Source organism: Bizionia argentinensis JUB59, from assembly GCF_000224335.1.
In the GTDB taxonomy this organism is placed as follows: Bacteria; Bacteroidota; Bacteroidia; order Flavobacteriales; family Flavobacteriaceae; genus Algorimicrobium; species Algorimicrobium argentinense.
On the sequence record NZ_AFXZ01000012.1, the window covers coordinates 55129 to 79721 of the forward strand.

Below are 24593 nucleotides of genomic sequence, written 5' to 3' on the forward strand. Positions count from 1 at the left end.
CCTTAAAAAAATCGATTAGTTCATCAATTTCTTTACCTCATCAAAATCCAATCCACCATAATTCCCTGAACTCATTAATAACAAGGCTGTATCCTTAAATTTTTCTGAGAATAAGAACGACTTAAATTCTTCAGGATCCGTATAAATAAGTAAGTTTTCAAATTCAAAAGCATTAGCAATTTGTTCTTTTGAAACAGATTTTAACTTCTTAATTTCAACGGCATCTGGCGAATAGAAAACAACAGCTACATCTGCAGCATCTAAAGCTCCTTTATATTCTTTTAGAAATTCTGCACTCAAACTACTATAGGTGTGAAGTTCCAAGCAGGCTATTAATTTCTTACTTTCATACTGTGCTTTTACAGCTTGTGTGGTTGCTAAAACTTTACTTGGCGAATGGGCAAAATCTTTATAAGCCACACTCGTTTTACTTTCAGCAATTTTCTCTAATCGTTTGCTGGCACCTGAAAATGTGGCAATGGCTTCGTAGAAATCATCTTCGTCAATTCCCATATGTTGGCAAATCCATTTGGCTCCTGCTAAATTATTTAGATTGTGTTTTCCGAAAATCTCAATCGGAAGTGGTCCTTCTGGTGTTTCCAAAAGCGTTTCGCCATTTTCAACTATATATTCTGGTGTATAATATGGTAATTTACGAATTGGATTTTCAGAAGCTTCTACAACTCTTACTACTTCAGCATCTTCCGCATTATAGCTTATACTTCCACCGTTTACAATGCTATCCACAAATATTTCAAACTGCTCCACATAATTTTCATAAGTTGGAAACACATTAATATGGTCCCAAGCAATACCACTTAACAAGGCTATATTTGGTTTATATAAATGGAATTTTGGTCGCATATCTATTGGTGAGCTTAAATATTCATCGCCTTCTAAAACAATAAAATCATTGTCGTCCGTCAGTTTCACCATCACATCAAAACCTTCCAATTGTGCGCCAACCATATAGTCTACATCACGATCGTGAAAATGCATGACATGCAAGATCATAGAAGTAATAGTCGTTTTTCCATGACTACCACCAATAACCACACGCGTTTTAGTTTTAGATTGTTCGTAGAGAAACTCTGGGTAACTATAGATTTTCAAACCTAGTTCTTGAGCTTTTAACAACTCTGAATTATCAGCTTTGGCATGCATACCTAAAACAACAGCATCTAAAGTCGAAGAAATTTTTTCTGGAAACCATCCAAATGATTCCGGCAATAATCCTTTAGCTTCTAACCTAGATTTTGAAGGATTAAAAATAGTATCATCACTTCCTGTTACTAGATATCCTTTATTGTGTAAAGCAATGGCTAAATTATGCATCGCTGCACCGCCTATGGCTATAAAATGTACGTTCATAGAGTTATTCTGTATAAAAAGTAAAGATAGGGATTGGAATTAATTTGAATTAATAATTTTGATAGAAATATTTTTATCAAACGAATTATACAGGTTTTTATACCAAGATAAGCGCAGATACTCGAAGAAATAAGAACTATTAGTTTTAAACAGATGTTTTTTACACCAATTGCACGAATTATGACTAATTATTACGCGCAGATTCAAAGAGATATGACAGAGATAAGTGGAGAGTTTTTAATCCTACAAAACATAACAACTAATAACTTTGCGCCTTTGCAAGAAAATATTTTTGACACGAATTGCATTAATTATAACTCATAAACACGCTAAAATTCACGTGAAAATTTATTAAATATTTAAATAAACCTTCGCAATCTAACAAGAAACAACTAAAACTGGTTCCAGAGAAACACTAATCACTTTCAATTAACCTTTTCTCCTTCTTAAAAATTTCAATCATCGGCAACTCCGCAATCGCTAACTGAATATATTTCAAAGCTTCCGTTTTGCGATTTTCGTGTTTGTAAATTTGTGCTAATCGATAATTCGCCCAAGCTTTAGGCTCCTTCTCCTCTGGAGTATGTCTGGACAGATAAATGAACAAAGAACTTTTACCTTTTTTAAGTTGGATATTATTCTCTGCTGCTAATTTTCCTATTTGATAATAAGCTGCATTACGTTGATGCTCCTTTTGAGACGTTTCAAGAACAGCAATCGCTTTTTTAGGTTGCTGTTGCTTTTCGTAGAAATTGATAAGCTTTTCATAACAGGTAATGGATCCACCAACTTGAATCGCCTTTTTATAGTACTTCTCGGCTAATTCCGATTTTTTATCATATTCGTAAATAGCTCCTTTAGCCAAATAACCATCTACTTTAGAAAGAGCTTCTAATTGATTCGCATACTCTAATGATTTCTTAATACTGCCTCCAAAAATACCCGGTAATTGCATATAAAACTCTACTAAAGCCCAACGTGCATCAATATGTTTGGCATCTAATTGTGAAGCTTTTAAAAAAGCATTTTCTATATCACTAACTAACATTAAAGCGCTTATTTTATTAACTTCAAGAGCTTTCATGCCCAAAGCACCACCATATTTATATTGATTATTTGCTTGATTTGGTTCTAATGTAATCAAATGTTTATATTGAATTATTGCATCATCCCATTTGGCTTGATGGGCATAAGTATCTCCTAACATCTCGATACTTTTTATATGCCTCGGATTACTAATAACATAAGGTTTTATTAGGGCTTCTGCTTCTTTGTATTGCTTTCGTTCTAACAACTGTTCAACAGAATCTAAAGTCTGTTGTGCCACACCCAAAAACGGAAACAATAAACACAATAGCAGCTTTCTCATAGGTTGATGTCGAATTTTCAAAGATAACTTTTCAAACTGAAACTTTAGTATTCAGTATATAAGTTACTATCAATTTGAACAAATTGCTGAAGATATTTCCCTTACTACAAATGACGTCTTACGAAATCAAAAGGAGTGTTTGCACATTATCACTTTTTTGGAACGGCTTTTGAATGTTAACTTTAGATAATAAAAACACCCTGAAACAGTTCTAATTATGGAAATCGCGCCTGAAATGCTTAATTTTAACCGAAGCGAATCCGTTTTATTTAGGAACAGCTATAAGAATAAATACATGAAACACCTCACAGCACTAATAATGATAGTACTTTTCGCCAATTTCACTGAAGCACAAAATTCTGATTACAGCAGTTTATGGGATCAAGTTGAAAAAATGGAAAGCGATGGTTTGTCTAAATCGGCTTTAGAACACGTAACCAAAATTTCAGACAAAGCGAAAAAAGAAAATAACAAACAACAGATTATCAAATCCTTATTGTACAGAAGTAAGTTTGCACTTACCTTAGAGGAGGAAGCGCAACTACAAATTATTTCAGAGTTTAAAAACGAAATAGCCCAGGTTAAAGCGCCTTCCAAAAATATTATGGAGAATATGTTGGCTACCATGTACTGGCAATATTTTCAACAAAATAGACGCAAATTTTATAACCGTACGAAAACATCAGAAAAAGTAGATGATAGCGATTTCAGAACTTGGGATTTGGAAACCCTTTTTTCGGAAATTCAAATGCATTTTAATCAATCATTGAATAATAAGTTAATTCTTCAACAAACACCAATTTCTGATTATGAAGTAATTATTTCTGAACAAGCGAATTCCAAACAATTCCGACCAAGCCTTTACGATTTATTAGCCAACAATGCACTCGATTTTTACAAAACGGATGAAAACAGCATCACCAAACCAGTTTATAATTTTAAAATTGACACTCCGGAATATTTAGGTGATGCAAAAGAGTTTTCAAGTTTGCAAATCGTATCGAAAGACAGTACATCTTTACAACTAAAAGCTTTAAAAGTTTATCAGAATCTGATTCGGTTTCATTTAAAAGAAGCAAACATCAAAGCGTTGATAGATGTTGATATAGCGCGCCTAAAATTTGTGACCGAAAACGCTACTTTCAATAACAAAGAAGATTTGTTTTTACAAACCTTACAAACATCAAGTACTGCTTATACTTCGGAACAATCTGCTTTATACAATTTTGAAATTGGGCAATTATGGTATACTCAAGGCAGTAATTTCAACCCAAAAACAGGCACAGATTTACAGTGGCAAATTAAAGAAGCCTATCAGCTTTGCGAAACCGTAATTAAGAAATTTCCTAAAAGTATAGCTGCTGAAAAATGTGCGGTTTTACAACAGAAAATTAAACTTCAAAGTTTAAGCATATATACTGAAAGTAACCTGCCAATTCAACAAGATGCGCGCTTACTGGTGAACTATAGAAATTTAAAAACTTTGCATTTTAAGGCCTATAAATTAAGCGAAAGTGAATTTGAAACGTTAAATAGTATATATCGAGACGATAATCAATTAGCCTATATTGAAAAACTTAAGGTTTCCAAAACTTGGGAAGCTTCTTTAAAAAACGAAGGCGATTACCAACAACACCAAACGGAAGTCCTTTTACCTCCCCTGGAAAATGGACGTTATGTTATAATAGCCCAGACGAATAATGAAGAAAACACGTTCGCTATACAAACAATTCAAGTAACAAATATCGCTTTGGTTGATAAATCGGATACAGACAAGCAAATCTATCAATTCGTGAATAGGAATAATGGGCATCCACTCCAAAATTTAGATATAAAAGTATCTTATAAGAAGAATTATGATGGAGGTACGCTGCATAAAGCGTTTACTACAGATGCACAAGGAACTATTAAAATTCATAAAGATCAAAGTCGCTGGTCGCAGGTCAAGATTGTAGCAAGTTCTAAAACGCAAAAGGCTTATTTTGGTGATTATTATGTTAATCAAAAGCAAACTCTAAACGCAGAAACCACACGTTATAATGGTTTTGTTTTTACGGACAGAAGCATTTACAGACCTGGGCAAACGGTTTATTTTAAAGGTATTTTAATAAAAACAATAGATGGAAAGTCAGACGTTTTAGCACATGAAGAAACCGAGGTTATTTTATACAATGTGAATGATGAAGAGGTCTATCGTTTAACCCTTAAAACTAATGACTATGGTTCTGTTACAGGTGAATTCATTCTACCAAATTCCGGATTAACTGGAGAGTTTCGAATTAATTTGGAAGCCAAAAAATATGCTTTAGACGATGCAACCACATCATTTTCAGTAGAAGAATACAAACGCCCGAAGTTTGAAGCCAAATTCAACCCAATAACAGATACGTTTAAAGTTAACGATTCTATTACTGTAAAAGGAAGTGCTTTGGCTTACGCTGGCAGTAATATTACCAATGCAAAAGTGGTTTACAAAGTTCATAGAAAAGTGCAATATCCGGATTGGTATTATTGGTATCGTCCTTGGTTTAACAGTGAACCACAAGAAATAACGCATGGAGAAAGTACAACTAATGATAAAGGTGAATTTGAAATTACCTTTAAAGCACTTCCGGATAGCAGTATTGACAAAAGCAGTTTACCGATATTTAATTACGAAGTCATTGCCGATGTTATAGATATTAATGGCGAAACGCGCAGTAGTAAAACCATTGTTAATGTTGGTTATCATGCCATTACGGCTTCTATTACAGTAGATAGTCAGCTTGACAAAAAAACCAAAAAGCAAACAATTGCTATCGATACGAAAAACCTAAATGGTGAGTTTGTTACAGCTTCTGGTAGTTTAAAAATTTATAAACTTCAAGCACCCGAATATGTTTTACGAAACAGACCATGGGAAGCTCCAGATTATCCGATGCTTTCAGAAGCCGATTTTAAAGTAAAATTCCCAAATGATGCCTATGCAAACGAGCATAATTCCGCTAATTGGAAAAAAGGCGAACGCGTTTTTGAAACCAATTTTAATACTGGAAAATCTAAAACAATTGATTTAGGAAGTATTAAAAAATGGGATTCAGGTCAGTATATTATCGTATTTGAGAGTACTGATAAATTTGGCCAAGTTGTAAAAGCTGAAGCAAAAACAAATTTATATAGCGAAAGTGATAAAACTGTCGCCGATAAAAAGTTGTTTTCTGTAACCTCTAATAAAAGCGAATATCAGCCAAGCGAAAATGTATCTATAACCTTTGGTTCTGCCGCAGAAAATCTTGTTGTTACTGTTGACATTGAAAAAAACAAAAAAACCATTAACACCTATTTGATTACCCTAAATAACAATAAAAAAACACTTACAATCCCTGTTAATGAAACCGATTTAGGTGGTTTTGCCGTTCATTATAGTTTTGCTTTTGCCAATAGTTATGTATCCGGAGCAGAAATAATTTCGGTACCGTACCCTAAAACGGATTTGGAGATTGAAACCACAACTTTTAGAGATAAGTTACAGCCAGGAACCAACGAAACGTGGGCATTTAAAATTAAAGGCCAAAGAGGCGATCAAGTTTCTGCTGAAATTTTAGCGAGTATGTATGATGCGTCTTTGGATCAAATTAAACCACACGATTGGTCGTTTAATCCGTTATACAAGCCAACGTATCAAGCGTACTGGAATAGAAACGCCCGTTATAGTTTTGGAACAAGTGGTTTCAGAATTCAAAATGCACCCCGTTTCCAGGCTAATTTCCCGCATCAAGCTTATGATCAATTTAATTGGTTTGGTTTTTATTTTAATACTACAAACATGTATCATTTTACTCAAAGAAATGATATAGTCATGGAGGAAAGCGTAGTAACAGATTCAGGCTTAAATCGTGAAGATAAATCAGCCAATAATGTTGTTATGGGGCCACCACCTTTAGGATACGAAATGGAGGATGATAATTCGAAAAAAGACAAGGATTCGTCAACCACATCTGAAAAGCCTGACTTTACAGGTGTTACAATTCGTAAAAATCTCCAAGAAACAGCTTTTTTCTTTCCGCAGTTGCAAACAGATGGTGAAGGTAATGTAAGTTTTAGCTTCACCACACCAGAAGCACTAACCCGATGGAAATTGCAATTATTGGCGCATACCAAAACCTTGGAAAGCAAAGTCACTAGTTTAGAAACCGTTACTCAAAAAGAATTGATGGTGATTCCAAATGCACCGCGTTTTTTACGTCATGGTGATGAAATTACTATCAGCACTAAAATTGCTAATTTAACCGATAATAAATTATCAGGACAAGCGCAATTGCAATTAACGGATGCTATTACAGGAAACGTTATTAATGAGGCTTTAAGCAATACAGATAATTCGAATACTTTTACTGTAGGCGCCCATGGCAACACACAAGTGTCATGGAATTTAACGATTCCAGATACAGTTGATGCGGTTCAATATAAAATAGTCGCGAAGTCTGGAAACTTTAGTGATGGAGAACAAAATGCCATGCCAGTTTTATCCAATCGTATGTTGGTAACAGAAACCTTACCGATGTGGGTTAAAAGCAACGAAACGAAAACGTTTAGATTTGATAAACTGAAGAATAACAACTCGTCCAGTTTAAAAAACCACAACCTGACATTGGAAATAACTTCCAATCCAGCTTGGTATGCAGTTCAAGCATTACCTTATTTAATGGAATATCCTTACGACTGTAATGAGCAAACATTCAGTCGCTATTACGCAAACGCATTAGCAAGTCATATAGCCAAAAGCAATCCGCGTATTCAAGAAGTATTTAACCAATGGCGAAATTCGGATGCGTTACTTTCTAATCTTGAGAAAAACCAGGAATTAAAAAGTATTTTAATCCAAGAAACTCCTTGGTTACGTGATGCACAAAGTGAAAACGAACAGAAAAAACGTATTGCGTTGTTATTCGATTTGAATAAAATGACTAATGAATTGCAAGATGCAATTGGTAAACTAGAATATAATCAAATGGATTCTGGCGCGTGGCCATGGTTTAAAGGCGGAAGTGAAAACCGTTTTATTACCCAACATATTATTACTGGATTCGGTCATTTAGACAAATTAAACATCACCCAACATAATGAGGAGGTATCTGTCATGATTGAAAATGCCGTTGCTTATCTAGATGCACAATTTGTAAAAGAATACAACCAATTAACGAAATATCAAAAAGATGTCGATTTAAGTAAAGACCATTTAAGCTATACGCAATTACATTATTTATACATGCGAAGCTTTTTCCCTAAAGTAAAACAAAGTAAAAAAGTCAAAGAAATTTCGGCTTATTATTTAACGCAAATTGACAAATATTGGCTGTCACGATCTTTATATGGAAAAGGTTTAATGACACTTATTTCACACAGAATGAAAGCTGATAAAACGGCTAGTAAAATATTAAGATCCTTAAATGAAACAAGCATTACCAATGAAGAGTTGGGCATGTACTGGAAAGAGAATAAAGCATCTTGGCATTGGTACCAAGCACCTATAGAAACTCAAGCCTTGATGGTAGAAGTATTTTCAGAAGTTGGATCTAGCATTCAAAATGAAACCAAGAATCTAAATGATATTGATAATCTTAAAATGTGGTTATTAAAAAATAAGCAAACCAATAAATGGGAATCTACTAAAGCTACAAGTGATGTCGTTTACGCCCTCTTATTGCAAGGCAGCGATTGGTTGTCGGTAACCGATGCCGTGACGGTTTTAGTAGGTAATAAAAAGATAGAGCCTTCAAAACTAGAAGCCGTAAAAGTGGAAGCTGGAACGGGTTATTATAAAACCTCTTGGAATGGATCCGAAATAAATTCAGAAATGGCCGATGTTACACTTACCAAAACAGGCGATGGTATTGCTTGGGGAAGTTTATACTGGCAATATTTTGAAGATTTAGATAAAATTTCAAAAGCAAAAACGCCACTTCAATTACAGAAAAAACTATTCAAAAAAACGAATACAAATTCTGGCGAAGTCCTTACAGAAATCACTTCAGAAACAGCTTTGCAAGTTGGTGATTTGGTTCGTGTACGTATTGAATTGCAAAGTGATCGCGATATGGAATTCATTCATATGAAAGATATGCGCGCATCTGGATTGGAACCTATAAACGTATTATCCACCTACAAATGGCAAGATGTATTGGGTTACTATGAAAGCACGAAAGATGCGAGTACAAACTTCTTTTTCGACTATCTGCCAAAAGGTGTTTATGTATTTGAATATGATTTACGCGTTAATAACGCTGGAAACATGAGTAATGGCATCACGACTATTCAAAGTATGTATGCACCAGAATTTACGAGTCACGGCGAAGGCGTTCGTATTTCTGTGGATTAACTTTTGGGAGCAAAAATTAAAACATCTGCAACAATCTAATCATTAAAACACTAACTTTAGCATCCATATTTTAAGAAATTATTTATGAAACAATTGCTTCTTTCATTGCTTTTCGTTTGTACCGTTTGCACATCACTTTGTGCGCAAAGCAGTACTTTAATGAATACAAAAACTAAAAAAGTAACAGATAATATGATATTCTTAACCTATCATATTTATAAAATCCCTGAGGCAATTTTACAAATTGAATATAAGAATGCCATTTTAGCCAAAGGACGCATAAAAGGCTTTCATGAAACTAAAACGCTTAATAAAGCCGACAACCTGGCTTGCGATTTATTAGATAAGGACATGAACGTTATTGAAACATTATATATAGAAAACCCATTAGAAAAAAGTATTGAATTTATTAACGATTCAGGAATTCTAGAAAAGCGTTTAATTCCTTTAGATAGCTCGGAATTTACATTCAGAATGCCTTATAACCATAAGGTTATTTATGCCAAAATAGGTGTTATTTCCAATAGTAATACATCCTATTTCTCAATCACCAAGCTTTAGTTATTATGAAAAAACTATTACTAACTGTACTCTTCGTTCTTTTTGTGACCTTATCATTTTCGCAATCGTTTGATGTAGAAACCATAAAAAACTCTGGGGATAATGACAAACGTATAAATATAGTCGTCCTTGGCGACGGTTATACAACAAGCGAATTAACATTGTTTCGTAACCATGCCTTAAATTTTTCAAACTCTATTTTCAGTCAATCACCTTTTTCCGAGTACGCTGAATATTTTAATGTACATATTATAAATGTAATCTCTAATGAAAGCGGTGCATCACATCCAAGAACGAGTACAGATACGGGCTGTTTTAATGTGCCAATACTGTCTGTAGACAACTATTTTGGTACTGCATATGATAGCTATGGCTCGCATCATTTATTGTACACGCCAAACAGTGCATTAATTTCAACAGTGCTAGCTAATAATTTTCCTGAATATGATCAAGCATTAATTTTAGTAAATGCGCCTTATTACGGTGGAAGCGGTGCAGAGTTCCCAATAGCATCAACAGGTGTTAGTACTAATGAGATTACCATTCATGAAATTGGTCATTCATTAGTAAATTTAAAAGATGAATACTACCCTGAGGATGCATTGGCGGAAGAAGGTATCAATATGACTCAAGAAAGTGATCCCACTTTAGTAAAATGGGTCAATTGGGTTGGAACTAACAATATTGGTGTTTATAAATATTGCAACACGGGCTCCTGTTCTACATGGTACAGACCACATCAAAAATGCAAAATGCGGACTTTAGGTAAGCCATTTTGCGCTGTATGTAAAGAAGGAATTATTGAAAAAATACACGATTTGGTGTCGCCTATTGATAGTTTTAATCCGAATAACTTAACTATTGAAACCCCTTTATTCCCCATTGATTTTAACGTATCACTTATTACCCCTGCAAGCCACTCATTAAATTCTGTTTGGACTTTAAACGGCTCTGATATTGGGACTGATGTAGATATGGTTTCGATACTTGAAACTGATTTAAATAAAGGATTAAACAGTCTATCCGTTGTAATTACCGATAATAGTAGCATGCAGCGAATTGACGATCATGCAACAATTCACGCAAACGTAATTACTTGGAGTATTGATACTAGTACTTTAGGCATAACAGAAATCCAATCCGAAGAAAATAAATTTTCTATAAGGTTATATCCAAACCCATCAAACGATCGGTTTTTTATAAAATTTGATGATTTTAGCGCAGCTAATTTACGTTTAGAATTGACTAGCCTGGAAGGAAAACAAGTGTTATCTACTTCATTGAATTCCGGAACGATAAACGTTATCAATTTAAATGATCACGCAACCGGCCTTTATATAGCAAACATTTATAGTGATTCTGTGTTGTTGGCTAGCAAGAAAGTTATCAAAAAATAGGATTATTTTTTCGGCGGATATTTATCCAATATTTTTTTTACAACGTTGTGAAATTGTTCTGAACGTGCTTCTGGTGTGTTTGCTGGAGAAGATGGTTCACGACTTACTCCTTGCCAAAAAAGTTGCTGATTTCCACCATCTACAAAGTCTAAAATAATTTTTCTAGATACTGAACCTTGACCAATTGGAATTCCTACGGAAACTCCTCCTCCTCCAGTTCCAACACCCATACCTACAGAATTAGATTGTTGATTTTGAAAAGTTGTACTTTTTACGTCTATGATAAAATCAGGCGTTTCCGAAAGCGCAAGACCTTTGATTTGAAGTTCAGTCTCTAAAGCGTTAAAGAAGCGCTTTGCATCCAGCTCACTAAAACCGGTTTGCATATCACTAAAATAATTATAGGTTTTGTATTGCGTAAAATCTGTTCCTTTTTCGTAATCGTAATTTACGGTTACACCACATGAAGAGACTAATAATATTAGTATTAGGGCTTGAATATTTTTCATTTTTTATTTTAAATATACGAAAATTATTCTTCAGGCGGTTGATCCACAGATTTCGTTAAAGCGGACGAAATAATACCCGTAGGGATAGCTACAATACCCAAACCGATAAGTAATATTATGAATGTAAAAATTTTCCCACCCACAGTTATAGGATATACATCTCCATAACCAACGGTTGTTAATGTAACGATAGCCCACCAAAGACTATTAAAAATTGATGAAAAATGTTCGGGTTGAACTTCATTTTCAAAAAAGTAGATACCTACTGCCGAAAAATAAATTAAGATTAAAGTGATAAATAGAAATAATAAAATTTGCTCTTTTGCAGATTTAATTGCCAGTATAAAATGGTTTAGCGCCCTATTATAACGCACTAATTTCAATACTCGAAAAAGCCTTAAAAGTCGCAAAGCTCGCAAGGAGCGTAAATCGATTCCGAAAGATAAATAAAATGGTAATATGGCAAACAAATCAATAATACCAAAAAAACTAAAAACGAATTTGGGCTTGTTATCAGCCACATAAATTCTCAAAATATATTCAAACGTAAAGATAATAACGCTAAACGTTTCAATAATTCTTAAAACCGTTCGCGTTCTTGGTTCTAAAGACGGTTCGGTTTCTAAAGTAAAAGTTACAATGGAAATTAAAATTAACACTTGAATACTGATAGCAAAAATTTTGCTTCCTAAACTGTCATTAATTTCAATTATATCTTTTAAACGTCTCTTCATACAATCTTAATCATTCAATAACTTCCAAAGTTTATCTTTAAGTTCTTGCAGACCTTGTTGAGCAACCGACGAAATAAATAAGTAATCTACGGGAAGTTCAACATCTAATATTTCCTTTAATTCGGCTTTCAATTCGTCATCTAACATGTCACTTTTAGAAATAGCAACAATGCGTTCCTTATCTAAAATTTCCGGATTATAACGTTTCAATTCATCTAAAAGAATATCATATTGCTCTTTAATATCGTCCGCATCAGCAGGAATTAAAAACAATAAAACAGAATTTCGCTCTATATGGCGTAAAAAGTAATGTCCAAGGCCACGACCTTCGGCAGCACCTTCAATAATTCCTGGAATATCTGCAATAACGAACGATTGATGATCACGGTAATCTACAATTCCTAAATTAGGTTTTAGAGTAGTAAACTCATAATCAGCAATTTTAGGTTTCGCGGCTGTAACAACTGATAATAAAGTAGATTTTCCTGCATTTGGAAAACCAACTAATCCTACATCAGCCAGTACCTTTAATTCTAATATAACTTCAATCTCTTCACCCGCTATACCTGGCTGTGCATAACGTGGTGTTTGGTTTGTAGACGTTTTAAAATGCCAGTTTCCACGACCGCCCAAACCACCTTTGGCAATAATTCTCTCCTCGCCTTGCTCGGTAATTTCAAAAAGGATTTCGTTTGTTTCTTTATCGCGCACAACGGTTCCTAGTGGGACATCCATATAAACGTCGCCACCATCCGATCCCGTACTTCTACCTCTACTACCATGTTGACCATGATCGGCTTTAAAGTGTCTTTTGAATTTATAATTATATAAAGTCCAAAGATTTTGATTTCCACGCATAATTACGTGTCCACCACGGCCTCCATCGCCACCATCTGGACCTCCTTTATCTATATATTTTTCACGATGTAAATGTGCAGAGCCTTTACCTCCATTTCCAGAAGACACATACAATTTTACGTAATCCACGAAATTTCCTTCAGTCATAATTATCAATGGTTAATAAACCTTAATTTATATATTGTTTAAAGCCAGTGTTTGGCTATGATTTAATACAAATCTTCAGTTAAATCTAATTTCCCAAAACGGGATATAATTTTTATAATTCCTTATCTCGAAGTTCGTGTTATCTTTATATAAAGTTAACGAATATTCGAAAGGAGTCCTTACAGCTTGTCAATTACTTGGCTTAAACGGGCCGTAATATCTTCAATGCTTCCAACTCCATCAACGCCAAAATACTTATCTTGTGTCGAATAGTAGCCTTTTAATACAGCTGTTTTTTTGTAGTATTCTTTAATCCGATTTCGAATAATAGCTTCATCGGCATCATCCGCTCTTCCACTAGTTTTTCCACGACCCAATAATCGTTTAACTAAAATTTCATCATCCACTTCTAGAGCAATCATAGCATCTATTTGCGAATCTTTCTGCTCCATAAATTTATCTAAAGCATCCGCTTGAGCGTTAGTTCTAGGAAAACCATCAAAAATAAATCCTTTAGCATCGGCATTCTTTTCAACTTCCGAGTTCAACATATCAATAGTCACATTATCTGGAACCAATTCGCCTTTTTCCATATAGGATTTGGCTAACATACCTAGAGCTGTTTCGTTTTTTATATTAAATCGAAACACATCGCCTGTTGAAATATGTACTAAATTATATTTTTCTTTTAAATACTCTGCTTGTGTTCCTTTTCCCGCTCCCGGAGGTCCAAATAGGACTAAATTGGTCATGTGTTGTGTAGTTTTAAGTTGGTATATTTCAGGTAAATCACGACCTAATCCATCATAATCTAAACCGTAGCCTACAATAAATTTACTAGGAATCTCAATACCTACATAATGTAGTTTGTAATCTTTTTTATACGCTTCAGGCTTGTAAAATAGGGTAGCAATAATTAGTTGTTTTACCTTTTCATTTTCAAAAATTCGGTGAACTTCAGTAAGCGTATTTCCAGAATCAATAATATCTTCAAGAATAACAACCGTTCGGCCTGTTAAATCTTGTGTTAACCCAATAAGTCTTTGAATATCTTCAGTAGATTTTACGCCTTCATATGAAGCTAACTTGATAAAAGTAACCTCGCAAGGCTTTGGATACTTTTTAACAAAATCACTTACAAACATAAATGATCCGTTAAGAATCCCAATAAACACGGGGATCTCATCGCCTAGCTCATCTGCTATTTCATGAACCATCCGTTCTACTGCCGCCGCTATCTCTTTTTCTGATATAAACGGCTTAAAATATAAATCGTGAAGCTTTATCACCTGTTTTTAATTTTTGAAATGCAAAGATAATCATTTGATTAACGTTATACGAATTCTAATATATATTGTTGGGAAATAAGTTTTTTGGAAGACCTAGTATTTGTATTTTTGTTGTAAACTATTTTACAAGTCGCAGTTTGGCTTTAACATAAAAATGCTATGAATTACTTTTCTTCAAATTTTAAATTAGGCATTCTAGGTGGCGGCCAATTAGGAAAAATGCTATTGAATGACACACGAAAATTCGATATTCATACTAGTGTTTTAGACGCTAGCCCCGAAGCACCCTGCAAAATTGCATGTAACGAATTTCATTTGGGCGATTTAATGGATTTTGATGCGGTTTACAACTTCGGGAAAACTGTAGATGTGCTAACTTTTGAAATTGAGAACGTAAACACCAATGCTCTTGAAGCTTTGGAAAAGGAAGGTGTAAAAGTTTATCCTTCTTCTAAAACATTACGAACCATACAAAACAAAGCCACTCAAAAATTATTTTATGTGGATAATGGTATTCCAACAGCAGATTTTTCACGCTTTGCTTATACAAACCAAATTGAAGATGCGGTAGACAATGGCGGCTTAAAATTACCATTCGTTTGGAAAAGCACCCAATTTGGTTATGATGGAAATGGCGTAAAAGTCGTCCGTAAAATCGAAGATTTAGAAGGACTTCCCAATGTGGAGTGTATAACGGAAACCATGATTCCGTTTAAAAATGAATTGGCTGTAATTGTAGTTCGCAATCCAAATGGTAATGTAGCCACTTATCCAGTTGTTGAAATGGAATTTCATCCCGAAGCTAATCAAGTGGAATATGTAATTTGTCCTGCTAGAATAAGTCCTGAAGTGGCAAAAAAAGCTACAGATATTGCTTTAAAGGTGTCCAAAGCATATAATCACGTAGGATTGTTGGCTGTTGAAATGTTTCAGACCAATAACGATGATATTTTAGTTAATGAAGTCGCACCAAGACCACATAATTCAGGTCACCAGACTATTGAAGCTAGTTACACTTCGCAATTTGAACAACATTTACGCGCTATTCTGAATCTTCCTTTAGGCAGAACAGACAACAAAACTGCCGGTGTTATGGTAAATCTAGTCGGAGCCGAAGGTTACACAGGAAATGTTATTTACAAAAACATTGAAAAAATAATGGCTATGCCTGGCGTTACACCTCATATTTATGGCAAGCGAGAAACACGACCTTTCAGAAAAATGGGTCACGTTACTATAATAAGCGAATCTATTGAAGACGCTAGAAAAATAGCCGAAGATGTAAAAAACGCAATTCAAGTTATTAGTGAATAATATCGCTTCGACCTAAACAAAGAGATTATCCCACAAAAAACAAAAACATTATGAGCAAAGTAGGAATTATTATGGGTAGCAAAAGCGATTTGCCAGTTATGCAGGACGCCATTGATATTTTAAAGGAGCTGGGAATTGATGTAGAAGTAGATATTGTATCGGCTCATCGCACACCTGAAAAGCTTTTCGATTACGGTAAAAACGCACATACTCGTGGTATAAACGTCATTATTGCCGGAGCGGGAGGCGCAGCGCACTTACCAGGAATGGTGGCATCCTTATCTCCTTTGCCAATTATTGGGGTTCCTGTAAAAAGCAGTAATTCTATAGATGGCTGGGATTCCGTTTTATCAATCTTGCAAATGCCAGGCGGTGTTCCCGTAGCAACCGTTGCTTTAAATGGCGCTAAAAATGCTGGTATTTTGGCAGCTCAAATTCTGGGGAGCACGAATTCAGAAATTCAAAACAAAATTATAGCTTATAAAGAAGAGTTAAAAGCTAAAGTCGTTGAGTCCGCTAAAGATTTAAGCACCAATTAAAAAAATAAACCCCGGCTGTGAGGCCGAGGTTTAACGCTATTAATCAATAATTTAAAATGAGCATGAAACTCTCATGAAAAATCTAATGCAAAAGTAAGACTTATTAGCAATATCGTTTTAAGTTTTATTCTTAAATTTTAGTTAATACTATGGCAAGATTTCTGTTGTAAGAAATGATTCACAAAATTACATCAACAAATTACGTTTTAAAATAATCATCATGAATATATTGAACACCAAATTCCAAACACTTTTTCAAACAGCACCTTTTTCCAAAATTAAAGATGCCGATTACCTTCCGGCTTTCAAAATCGCTATTGATAAAGCAAGAGCAGAAATTGACACAATTACCAAAAACACGGAAGCACCAACGTTTGAAAACACCATAGAGACTTTAGATTTTTCAGGTGAAGAATTAGATCTTTTGGCCAGTATATTTTTTAATATGAATTCGGCTGAAACCAATGATACGATTCAAAAAATAGCTCAAGACGTTTCACCTTTATTATCTGACTTCAGTAATGATATTACTTTAAACCAAGAATTGTTTGAACGTGTTAAAGCTGTTTACAATAATAAGGAATCCCTAAAACTAACTAAAGAACAGCAAACGTTATTCGACAAAAAATATAAAGGCTTCTCTAGAAATGGTGCAAATCTCCCAGAAGACAAGAAACAAGAACTTCGCGATATAGATAAATCCTTGAGCAAGCTATCTTTGACTTTTGGTGAAAACGTATTAGCCGAAACTAATAATTATGAGCTACATATTACAGACGAAGCGGATTTAGCCGGATTACCAGATGGTGCTAAAGAAGCTGCTAGTAATTTAGCAGAAAGCAAAGACAAAGAAGGTTGGTTAATAACTTTGGATTACCCGAGTTATATTCCGTTTATGACCTATGCTGATAATCGTGAATTGCGAAAAGAACTCGCTATTGCTTCCGGCGCCAGAGCATTTCAAAATAATAAATACGACAATCAGGAAAACGTTTTAGAAATTGCGAAACTGCGTTTTAAACGCGCCAATTTATTGGGATATAAAACGCATGCGCATTTTGTTTTAGAAGAACGTATGGCTAAAAACCCAGAAACGGTTGAAACGTTTTTAAATGAATTATTAGAAAAAGCAAAACCAGCTGCTGAAAATGAATTTAAGGATCTAGAAACTTTTGCTAAAGAATTAGATGGTATTGAGCAACTTCAGAAATGGGATTCAGGTTATTATTCTGAAAAATTAAAGCAGAAACTTTTCGATTTAGATGATGAAAAATTAAAACCATATTTCAAATTAGAAAACGTTATTAACGGCGTTTTCACGATTGCCGAAAAATTATACGGATTACAATTTGAAGAAATTGACACTATTGACAAATATCATCCAGAAGTTCTTACTTATAAGGTAACTAATAAGACTGGCGATTTAATTTCTATTTTTTACGCCGATTTTTTCCCGAGATCAGGCAAACGAAATGGCGCTTGGATGACGGTTTACAAACCGCAATATGTTAAAAACGGCAAAAATAGTAGACCGCACATTTCTATTGTTTGCAATTTCACCAAACCAACAAAAACAAAACCATCCTTGTTAACATTTAATGAGGTCACTACCCTATTCCACGAATTTGGTCATGCGCTTCACGGTATGCTAGCCAACACAACCTACCCGAGTTTATCTGGGACTAGCGTTTATTGGGATTTTGTTGAATTGCCAAGTCAGGTTTTAGAAAACTGGTGTTACGAGCAAGAAGCTCTAGAGATTTTTGCTACACATTATGAAACTGGCGAAGTGATTCCTATGGATTTAATCAAAAAAATTAAAGCATCGGCTACATTTCATGAAGGCATGCAAACTATGCGTCAAATAAGTTTTGGCTTATTGGATATGAGCTGGCACGGACAAGACCCTACTGCAATAACAGATGTAAAAACGCAAGAATTAAAAGCTTTTGAAAACACCAAACTTTATCCAGATGTTCTCGAAAACTGTATGAGTACTGCATTCTCTCATATTTTTCAAGGCGGATACAGTTCAGGATACTACAGTTATAAATGGGCTGAAGTTTTAGATGCTGATGCTTTTGAATACTTCCAAGAACAAGGAATATTTAATGAAGAAGTGGCCAAGAAATTTAAAGACAATGTTCTGTCCCAAGGCGGAACAGACGACCCAATGGTTTTATACAAACGCTTTAGAGGTAAAGAACCACAACCAGATGCCTTGTTAAAACGCGCAGGTTTAATTAAAAAATAGCTTATTTTTGATGAAAATCGCTGAAAGAACTCTATGCCAAAACATCTTATAAATCCAGACCATTGGATTGATCGGTATTCGGATTACTTGTTTAACTTCACCGTTTCGCGTGTTAGTGATCGGGAAATTGCCAAGGACTTGGTACAGGATACGTTTTTTGCAGCTTTAAAATCCATGAAAAACTTTAAGGGTGAAGCCAGCGAGCGCACGTGGTTAACAGCCATATTAAAGCGAAAAATTATTGATCACTACCGTAAGACTAATTCCATAAAAGGTCAGGCAGAAGTTCGTATGTCCTATAATAGCGGTGAAGAAGAAGGTGATTGGCTAGAAGAACGTGTTGCTGATCCCTTTGACAAAACAGCTGAAGATAGTCTGGAAAATGACGAATTGGGCGATGCTATTTACGGTTGTTTAGAGAAGTTACCGGAAAAACAGGCTACTGTTTTCAAAATGAAAACTATTGAAGGTCTAGATACAGAAACCATTTGTAATGAATTAAATATAACAGCGTCTAACCTATGGGTAATTGTCCATAGAGCCCGTACCGCTATGGCAGAATGTATGGAGAAAACATGGTTTAATTAGAGCATGAAAAAAAGATATTTATTTATTTCTTGTAAAGAAGCACAACATATTTGTGACAAAGCGCAATATAATGAAGCAACAGGTTGGGAAAAACTAAAGTTGATGCTGCGTTATGGATTTTGTCGTGTAACACGGACTTATGTTCAAAAAAACATCAAGCTTTCAGATTCAGTAAAAAGCTCAAAAATAGATTGTTTAAACGCTATGGAACGCGCTCAAATAAAAACAAAATTCAACAAAGAACTATCCAAACAAGAGCGTTAAAAGTAACCATAAAATAGGTATGCTTTCTACCCAAAATCCACTATAGTATTTTCCCTGATTTTTTCTCGCCAACAGGATGCTCATTATCAATATAAGCGTAATAGCCAATTGAATTAACAATTTATTCATTGGCTTTTCAGGCATAAAAAATTCTAGTCCAAAAAATAATAGTACCAGAACAACGCCCATAATTTTCGTGTTTTTAATACCAATTCTCTGCGGGATCGTTGCTAATTTAATACTATCAAATTGCATATCGCGAATTTCAAAAGGAAGCATCAATGCTAAAACGAGCACAAAGCGTTGTATAAAGGCCCAAATAACGGTAGTATCCACAAATCGATCATTATTTATTAAGGGGACAAGCACTGTAACACCAGACCAAACTAATGCAATAACATGAACTTTAAGTCCACTAATGTTTCTTAAGTTTTGTTGTTTATCTAAATAGAATTTTTTCGGTAAAAAAGGAATGGCATATAAAAAGGTAACAACGGCAAATACCATTAAATAAAATACTGTTTTTAACTGTAATTGAGTGGCAAAATAACCCATTATCAAAAAACTAATCATGGAGAAAATTTGGATAAACTTCAACCAACTTGACAGGCTTCGGTGGTGAAACTGGGCTAATCCGAAAAACTTAACAAAATTATAACCCATGATTGTTGCAAAAAAGATGAAATTAAGCACGTACATATCACAGGGAATTTGATACTCGATGAGCGTTAACCAACTTAAACAAACAGCAGCTAGGGCTACGTGGATGCTGCTGTTTAAATAAAAATCGAATACCTTTTTCACGAATTGCATACAACAAAAATACATAAAGTGTTAATAATAAATTCAATTGGTTAAAAACTTTCATTAGCATTAACATTAAAGCGTTAATAATTCCGTAAATTCGCAGCCTAAATTCAACACAACTTTTTAATGAATACAACTGCTTTCGCACAACGTCACATTGGTCCAAGAGAAGAGGATCGAAATCGCATGTTACAAACCATTGGTGTGGACTCATTAGACCAACTTATTTTTGAGACTGTTCCAGATGATATCCGATTAAAAAAAGAATTAAATTTGGATGAAGCCATGAGTGAGCAAGAATACTTGACACACATTCATGAATTATCAAATCTTAACAAAACCTACAAAACGTATATCGGTTTAGGTTACCACCCTACTATTTTACCGGCGGTAATTCAACGAAATGTTTTAGAAAACCCAGGTTGGTACACAGCTTATACGCCGTACCAAGCAGAAATAGCACAAGGAAGATTGGAAGCTCTTTTAAACTTCCAAACCATGGTTGTGGACTTAACGGGTATGGAATTGGCCAATGCATCTCTTTTAGATGAAAGTACGGCTGCCGCAGAAGCTATGTCTTTATTATTTGCGGTAAGATCACGTGATCAAAAGAAAGCCAAGGTTAATAAGTTTTTTGTTTCAGAAAACATCCTACCACAAACCTTATCATTACTTGAAACGCGTGCTAATCCTATTGGAATTGAATTAGTAGTTGGTAATGAAGAGTCTTTCGATTTTTCAGCGGAATTTTTCGCTGCTTTATTGCAGTATCCAGGTAAGGATGGCCAAATAACAGATATTAAAACTTTTATTTCTAAAGCAAACGATAACGACATTAAAGTTGCCGTTGCTGCTGATATTTTAAGTTTAGTAAAATTAGAAGCTCCAGGGAAATTTGGTGCGGATGTAGTAGTTGGAACAACACAACGTTTTGGTATACCAATGGGTTATGGCGGTCCGCACGCGGCTTATTTTGCGACTAAAGAAACCTATAAACGTGATATTCCAGGACGTATTATTGGCGTTACCAAAGATATGAATGGTAATCGTGCCTTACGTATGGCGCTACAAACACGTGAACAACACATTAAGCGTGATAAAGCAACATCTAATATATGTACAGCTCAAGTACTTTTAGCAGTAATGGCAGGTATGTATGCTGTATATCACGGCCCAAAAGGGTTAGAGTTTATTGCTAATCGCGTGCACAATACTGCAGGTTCTGTAGCTAATGCTTTAGAAAAATTAGGTTTCACTCAAACTAACACATCGTATTTTGATACGATTCAAGTAAAAGCAAACGCTGATACTATTAAAACAGCTGCCGAAAAAGCAGGTGTTAATTTTTTCTATCCTGATGCGGAAACCGTTACTATTTCTATAAATGAGGTAACAACATTAAAGGATGCGAATCAAATCGTATCTATTTTTGCTGAAGTTGCTAAAAAGGAAACGGTTGTGATTGATAGTATTTCAGAAACCGATATGGTTATGGAATCTTTAAAAAGAGAATCAGAGTTCTTAACCCTCGATGTATTTAATTCCCACCATTCGGAAACGGAATTAATGCGTTATATTAAAAAATTAGAACGTAAAGATTTATCATTAAATCACTCGATGATTGCTTTAGGTTCTTGTACAATGAAGCTAAATGCAGCAGCTGAAATGTTACCATTAAGTTCGCCAAACTGGGGAACTATTCACCCATTTGTTCCTGCGGATCAAGCTCAAGGTTATCTTAATGTTTTAAAAGCATTAGAAGATCAACTAACAGAAATTACAGGATTTGCCGCAACATCTTTACAGCCAAATTCCGGCGCTCAAGGTGAGTTTGCTGGATTAATGGTTATTAAGGCGTATCACGAATCTCGTGGCGATCACCATAGAAACATTTGTTTAATTCCATCGTCGGCACACGGTACAAATCCGGCAAGTGCGGTTATGGCTGGAATGAAGGTAGTTGTAACAAAATCTACCGACACAGGTAATATTGATGTTGACGATTTACGCCAAAAAGCGAAATTACATAAAGATAATTTATCATGTATCATGGTAACGTATCCATCAACACACGGTGTTTATGAGTCTGCTATAAAAGAAATAACCCAAATTATTCATGATAATGGTGGCCAAGTTTATATGGATGGCGCCAACATGAATGCGCAAGTAGGACTAACCAACCCAGGTAATATTGGCGCAGATGTTTGTCATTTAAACCTTCATAAGACGTTCTCCATACCTCATGGTGGTGGTGGACCAGGTGTGGGACCAATTTGTGTAGCCAAACAACTAGCACCATTTTTACCAAGCAATCCAATTATTAAAACTGGAGGAACTAATGCTATTTCAGCAATTTCAGGTGCTCCGTTTGGTTCGTCATTAGTTTGTTTAATTTCTTATGGTTACATAAAAATGTTAGGCGCAAAAGGCATGACAGATTCAACTAAAATTGCCATTTTAAACGCCAATTATATCAAGGAGCGTTTACAAGGTCAATTTGATACGTTGTATTCTGGCGAACGCGGACGAGCAGCTCACGAAATGATTGTTGATTGTCGCGCTTTTAAAGAAAATGGTATTGAAGTTACAGACATAGCCAAACGTTTAATGGATTACGGCTTCCACGCACCAACGGTATCGTTCCCTGTCGCTGGAACCCTAATGATTGAACCAACGGAAAGCGAAAGCAAAGCTGAAATGGATCGTTTTTGTGATGCTATGATTTCCATTAGAAAAGAAATCGAAGCCACTTCAAAAGACGACACTAACAACGTGCTTAAAAACGCACCGCATACTTTAGATATGATTACAGCAGATGAATGGTTAATGCCTTACACAAGAGAGCAAGCAGCCTTCCCATTAGAATATGTGCGTGACAATAAGTTTTGGCCAACCGTTAGACGTGTTGACGATGCTTATGGTGACCGTAATCTTTTTTGTACCTGTGCACCTATTGAAGTGTACATGGATGCATAAGTATTAATAAATTTCAATAAAGCCTTCCTACCAGAAGGCTTTATTTTTATTAATAAATTAATTTTAGATGCTTTTCTTTAACGTTTCAATAAAAAAAGGTATAATTACAATAACTAGTAGCTATTAACAATAATATATTAACTAATTTAGTACTTGCCCACTAACATTAATGCAAATCTATGGCAATAAAAATTACAGGAGTTGGTAGTTATGTACCAAGCAATATTCAAAAAAATTCGGACTTCAACGAGCATGAATTCCTAAATAACGACGGATCATCCATAAAACAGAATAACGACGTTATTATTGAAAAATTTAAAGCTATTACCGGAATTGAGGAACGGCGATATGCAGAAGAGCATCACACGACTTCAGATCTCGCGTTTTTTGCTGCAGAAAAAGCAATTGCAGATGCCAATATTGATCCTGAAACTCTCGATTATATTATAGTTGGACATAATTATGGCGATATAAAACACAATTCAAAGCAAAGTGATACTGTACCAAGTATTGGATCTCGCGTTAAACAACGTTTGGGAATTAAAAACCCTAAATGCGTGGCATACGATCTTTTATTTGGCTGTCCCGGTTGGAACGAAGGTGTTATACATGCCACCTCTTTTATAAAGTCCGGAATTGCAAAAAAATGCATGATTATTGGGGCCGAAGCATTATCTCGAGTCGTGGATAAACACGATAGAGATTCCATGATTTATAGCGATGGTGCCGGCGCTATAGTCCTTGAAGAAAAAACGGATGAAGACGGTGGAATTATAGCGCACGAAACTGCCACGCACGCTTTAGATGAAGCAGAATTTATTTATTTTGGTGAAACATACAGTCCTGAAACTGCTGATCAAAATAGGTATATAAAAATGTACGGCAGAAAAGTTTATGAATTTGCTTTAAGTAAAGTACCATTAGCCATGAAGTCATGTTTGGATAATAGTGGCTATGATATTAAGGATTTAAAGAAAATACTTATTCATCAAGCTAATGAAAAAATGGACGAAGCCATTGTACAACGTTTTTATAAGCTATATGATATGGAGGTGCCTGAAAACATTATGCCAATGACCATTAGCAATCTTGGAAATTCCAGTGTCGCAACTATTCCTACCTTATTAGATTTAATTTTAAAAGGTAAACTTGAAGGTCATTCTATAAATAAAGGTGATGTTATTATGTTTGCTAGTGTAGGTGCTGGAATGAATATAAATGCTATTGTTTATAAATACTAATGAATCTTCCGAAGTGA

17 protein-coding genes are annotated in these 24593 nt (G+C 34.9%); 10 read left to right on the forward strand and 7 right to left on the reverse strand.

Annotated elements, in window-relative coordinates; translation table 11 throughout:
* Positions 1 to 15 precede the first annotated feature (15 nt).
* Together BZARG_RS04545 and BZARG_RS04550 are read right to left on the reverse strand one after the other, a co-directional pair.
* Positions 16 to 1371 carry a UDP-N-acetylmuramate--L-alanine ligase gene (locus BZARG_RS04545; protein WP_008635986.1) on the reverse strand — a complete coding sequence of 452 codons (1356 nt, stop codon included), beginning with the start codon at positions 1369 to 1371 and terminating at the stop codon, positions 16 to 18.
* Between the two features lie 415 nt (positions 1372 to 1786).
* Complete coding sequence (locus BZARG_RS04550; protein ID WP_040288015.1) at positions 1787 to 2740, reverse strand: tetratricopeptide repeat protein; 954 nt, start codon at positions 2738 to 2740, stop codon at positions 1787 to 1789.
* 295 nt (positions 2741 to 3035) lie between these two features.
* On the opposite strand from BZARG_RS04550, the gene BZARG_RS04555 reads away from it, so the two are divergent.
* From BZARG_RS04555 to BZARG_RS04565, 3 genes are all read left to right on the forward strand, one after another.
* Positions 3036 to 9098: an alpha-2-macroglobulin family protein gene (locus BZARG_RS04555; RefSeq protein ID WP_040288032.1), complete on the forward strand. Its 6063-nt coding sequence runs from the start codon at positions 3036 to 3038 to the stop codon at positions 9096 to 9098.
* Positions 9099 to 9182: 84 nt separating this feature from the next.
* Entirely contained in the window at positions 9183 to 9659 is a 477-nt protein-coding gene (locus BZARG_RS04560; protein WP_123766876.1) for a hypothetical protein, read from the forward strand.
* 5 nt (positions 9660 to 9664) lie between these two features.
* Complete coding sequence (locus BZARG_RS04565; protein ID WP_008635871.1) at positions 9665 to 11056, forward strand: M64 family metallopeptidase; 1392 nt, start codon at positions 9665 to 9667, stop codon at positions 11054 to 11056.
* A gap of 2 nt (positions 11057 to 11058) precedes the next feature.
* Here the strand turns inward: BZARG_RS04565 and BZARG_RS04570 are convergent, their stop codons facing one another.
* From BZARG_RS04570 to BZARG_RS15445, 4 genes are all read right to left on the reverse strand, one after another.
* Positions 11059 to 11565, reverse strand: coding sequence for a DUF4136 domain-containing protein (locus BZARG_RS04570; RefSeq protein WP_008635852.1), 507 nt, complete (start codon positions 11563 to 11565; stop codon positions 11059 to 11061).
* Between the two features lie 23 nt (positions 11566 to 11588).
* Entirely contained in the window at positions 11589 to 12299 is a 711-nt protein-coding gene (locus BZARG_RS04575; protein WP_008636001.1) for an ion transporter, read from the reverse strand.
* Positions 12300 to 12305: 6 nt separating this feature from the next.
* Complete coding sequence (gene obgE, locus BZARG_RS04580; RefSeq protein ID WP_008635883.1) at positions 12306 to 13304, reverse strand: GTPase ObgE; 999 nt, start codon at positions 13302 to 13304, stop codon at positions 12306 to 12308.
* Positions 13305 to 13483: 179 nt separating this feature from the next.
* On the reverse strand, positions 13484 to 14593 hold the full coding sequence (locus tag BZARG_RS15445; RefSeq protein WP_008635983.1) for an adenylate kinase: 1110 nt from the start codon (positions 14591 to 14593) through the stop codon (positions 13484 to 13486).
* 159 nt (positions 14594 to 14752) lie between these two features.
* Here BZARG_RS15445 and BZARG_RS04590 point away from each other — a divergent pair, with 159 nt between their 5' ends.
* The 5 genes from BZARG_RS04590 to BZARG_RS04610 all read left to right on the forward strand — a co-directional run bounded on the left by BZARG_RS04590 (position 14753) and on the right by BZARG_RS04610 (position 19552).
* On the forward strand, positions 14753 to 15907 hold the full coding sequence (locus BZARG_RS04590) for a 5-(carboxyamino)imidazole ribonucleotide synthase (RefSeq protein ID WP_008636019.1): 1155 nt from the start codon (positions 14753 to 14755) through the stop codon (positions 15905 to 15907).
* Between the two features lie 50 nt (positions 15908 to 15957).
* A complete protein-coding gene (purE, locus tag BZARG_RS04595) occupies positions 15958 to 16446 on the forward strand; it encodes a 5-(carboxyamino)imidazole ribonucleotide mutase (protein ID WP_008635866.1) in 489 nt (162 codons plus the stop codon).
* Positions 16447 to 16666: 220 nt separating this feature from the next.
* The gene (locus BZARG_RS04600) at positions 16667 to 18700 is read left to right on the forward strand and encodes a M3 family metallopeptidase (protein WP_008635922.1); all 2034 of its coding nucleotides are present in this window, start codon (positions 16667 to 16669) and stop codon (positions 18698 to 18700) included.
* Positions 18701 to 18733: 33 nt separating this feature from the next.
* A complete protein-coding gene (locus tag BZARG_RS04605; RefSeq protein ID WP_008636022.1) occupies positions 18734 to 19288 on the forward strand; it encodes a sigma-70 family RNA polymerase sigma factor in 555 nt (184 codons plus the stop codon).
* 3 nt (positions 19289 to 19291) lie between these two features.
* Positions 19292 to 19552 carry a hypothetical protein gene (locus tag BZARG_RS04610; protein WP_008636043.1) on the forward strand — a complete coding sequence of 87 codons (261 nt, stop codon included), beginning with the start codon at positions 19292 to 19294 and terminating at the stop codon, positions 19550 to 19552.
* On the opposite strand, the gene BZARG_RS04615 is transcribed toward BZARG_RS04610, so the two are convergent.
* Positions 19532 to 20365 carry a UbiA prenyltransferase family protein gene (locus BZARG_RS04615; RefSeq protein ID WP_040288016.1) on the reverse strand — a complete coding sequence of 278 codons (834 nt, stop codon included), beginning with the start codon at positions 20363 to 20365 and terminating at the stop codon, positions 19532 to 19534. The genes BZARG_RS04610 and BZARG_RS04615 overlap by 21 nt on opposite strands.
* Before the next feature lie 120 nt (positions 20366 to 20485).
* Here BZARG_RS04615 and gcvP point away from each other — a divergent pair, with 120 nt between their 5' ends.
* Positions 20486 to 23335: an aminomethyl-transferring glycine dehydrogenase gene (gene gcvP, locus BZARG_RS04620; protein WP_008635803.1), complete on the forward strand. Its 2850-nt coding sequence runs from the start codon at positions 20486 to 20488 to the stop codon at positions 23333 to 23335.
* 179 nt (positions 23336 to 23514) lie between these two features.
* The gene (locus BZARG_RS04625) at positions 23515 to 24576 is read left to right on the forward strand and encodes a 3-oxoacyl-ACP synthase III family protein (protein WP_008636066.1); all 1062 of its coding nucleotides are present in this window, start codon (positions 23515 to 23517) and stop codon (positions 24574 to 24576) included.
* Positions 24577 to 24593: the final 17 nt, after the last annotated feature.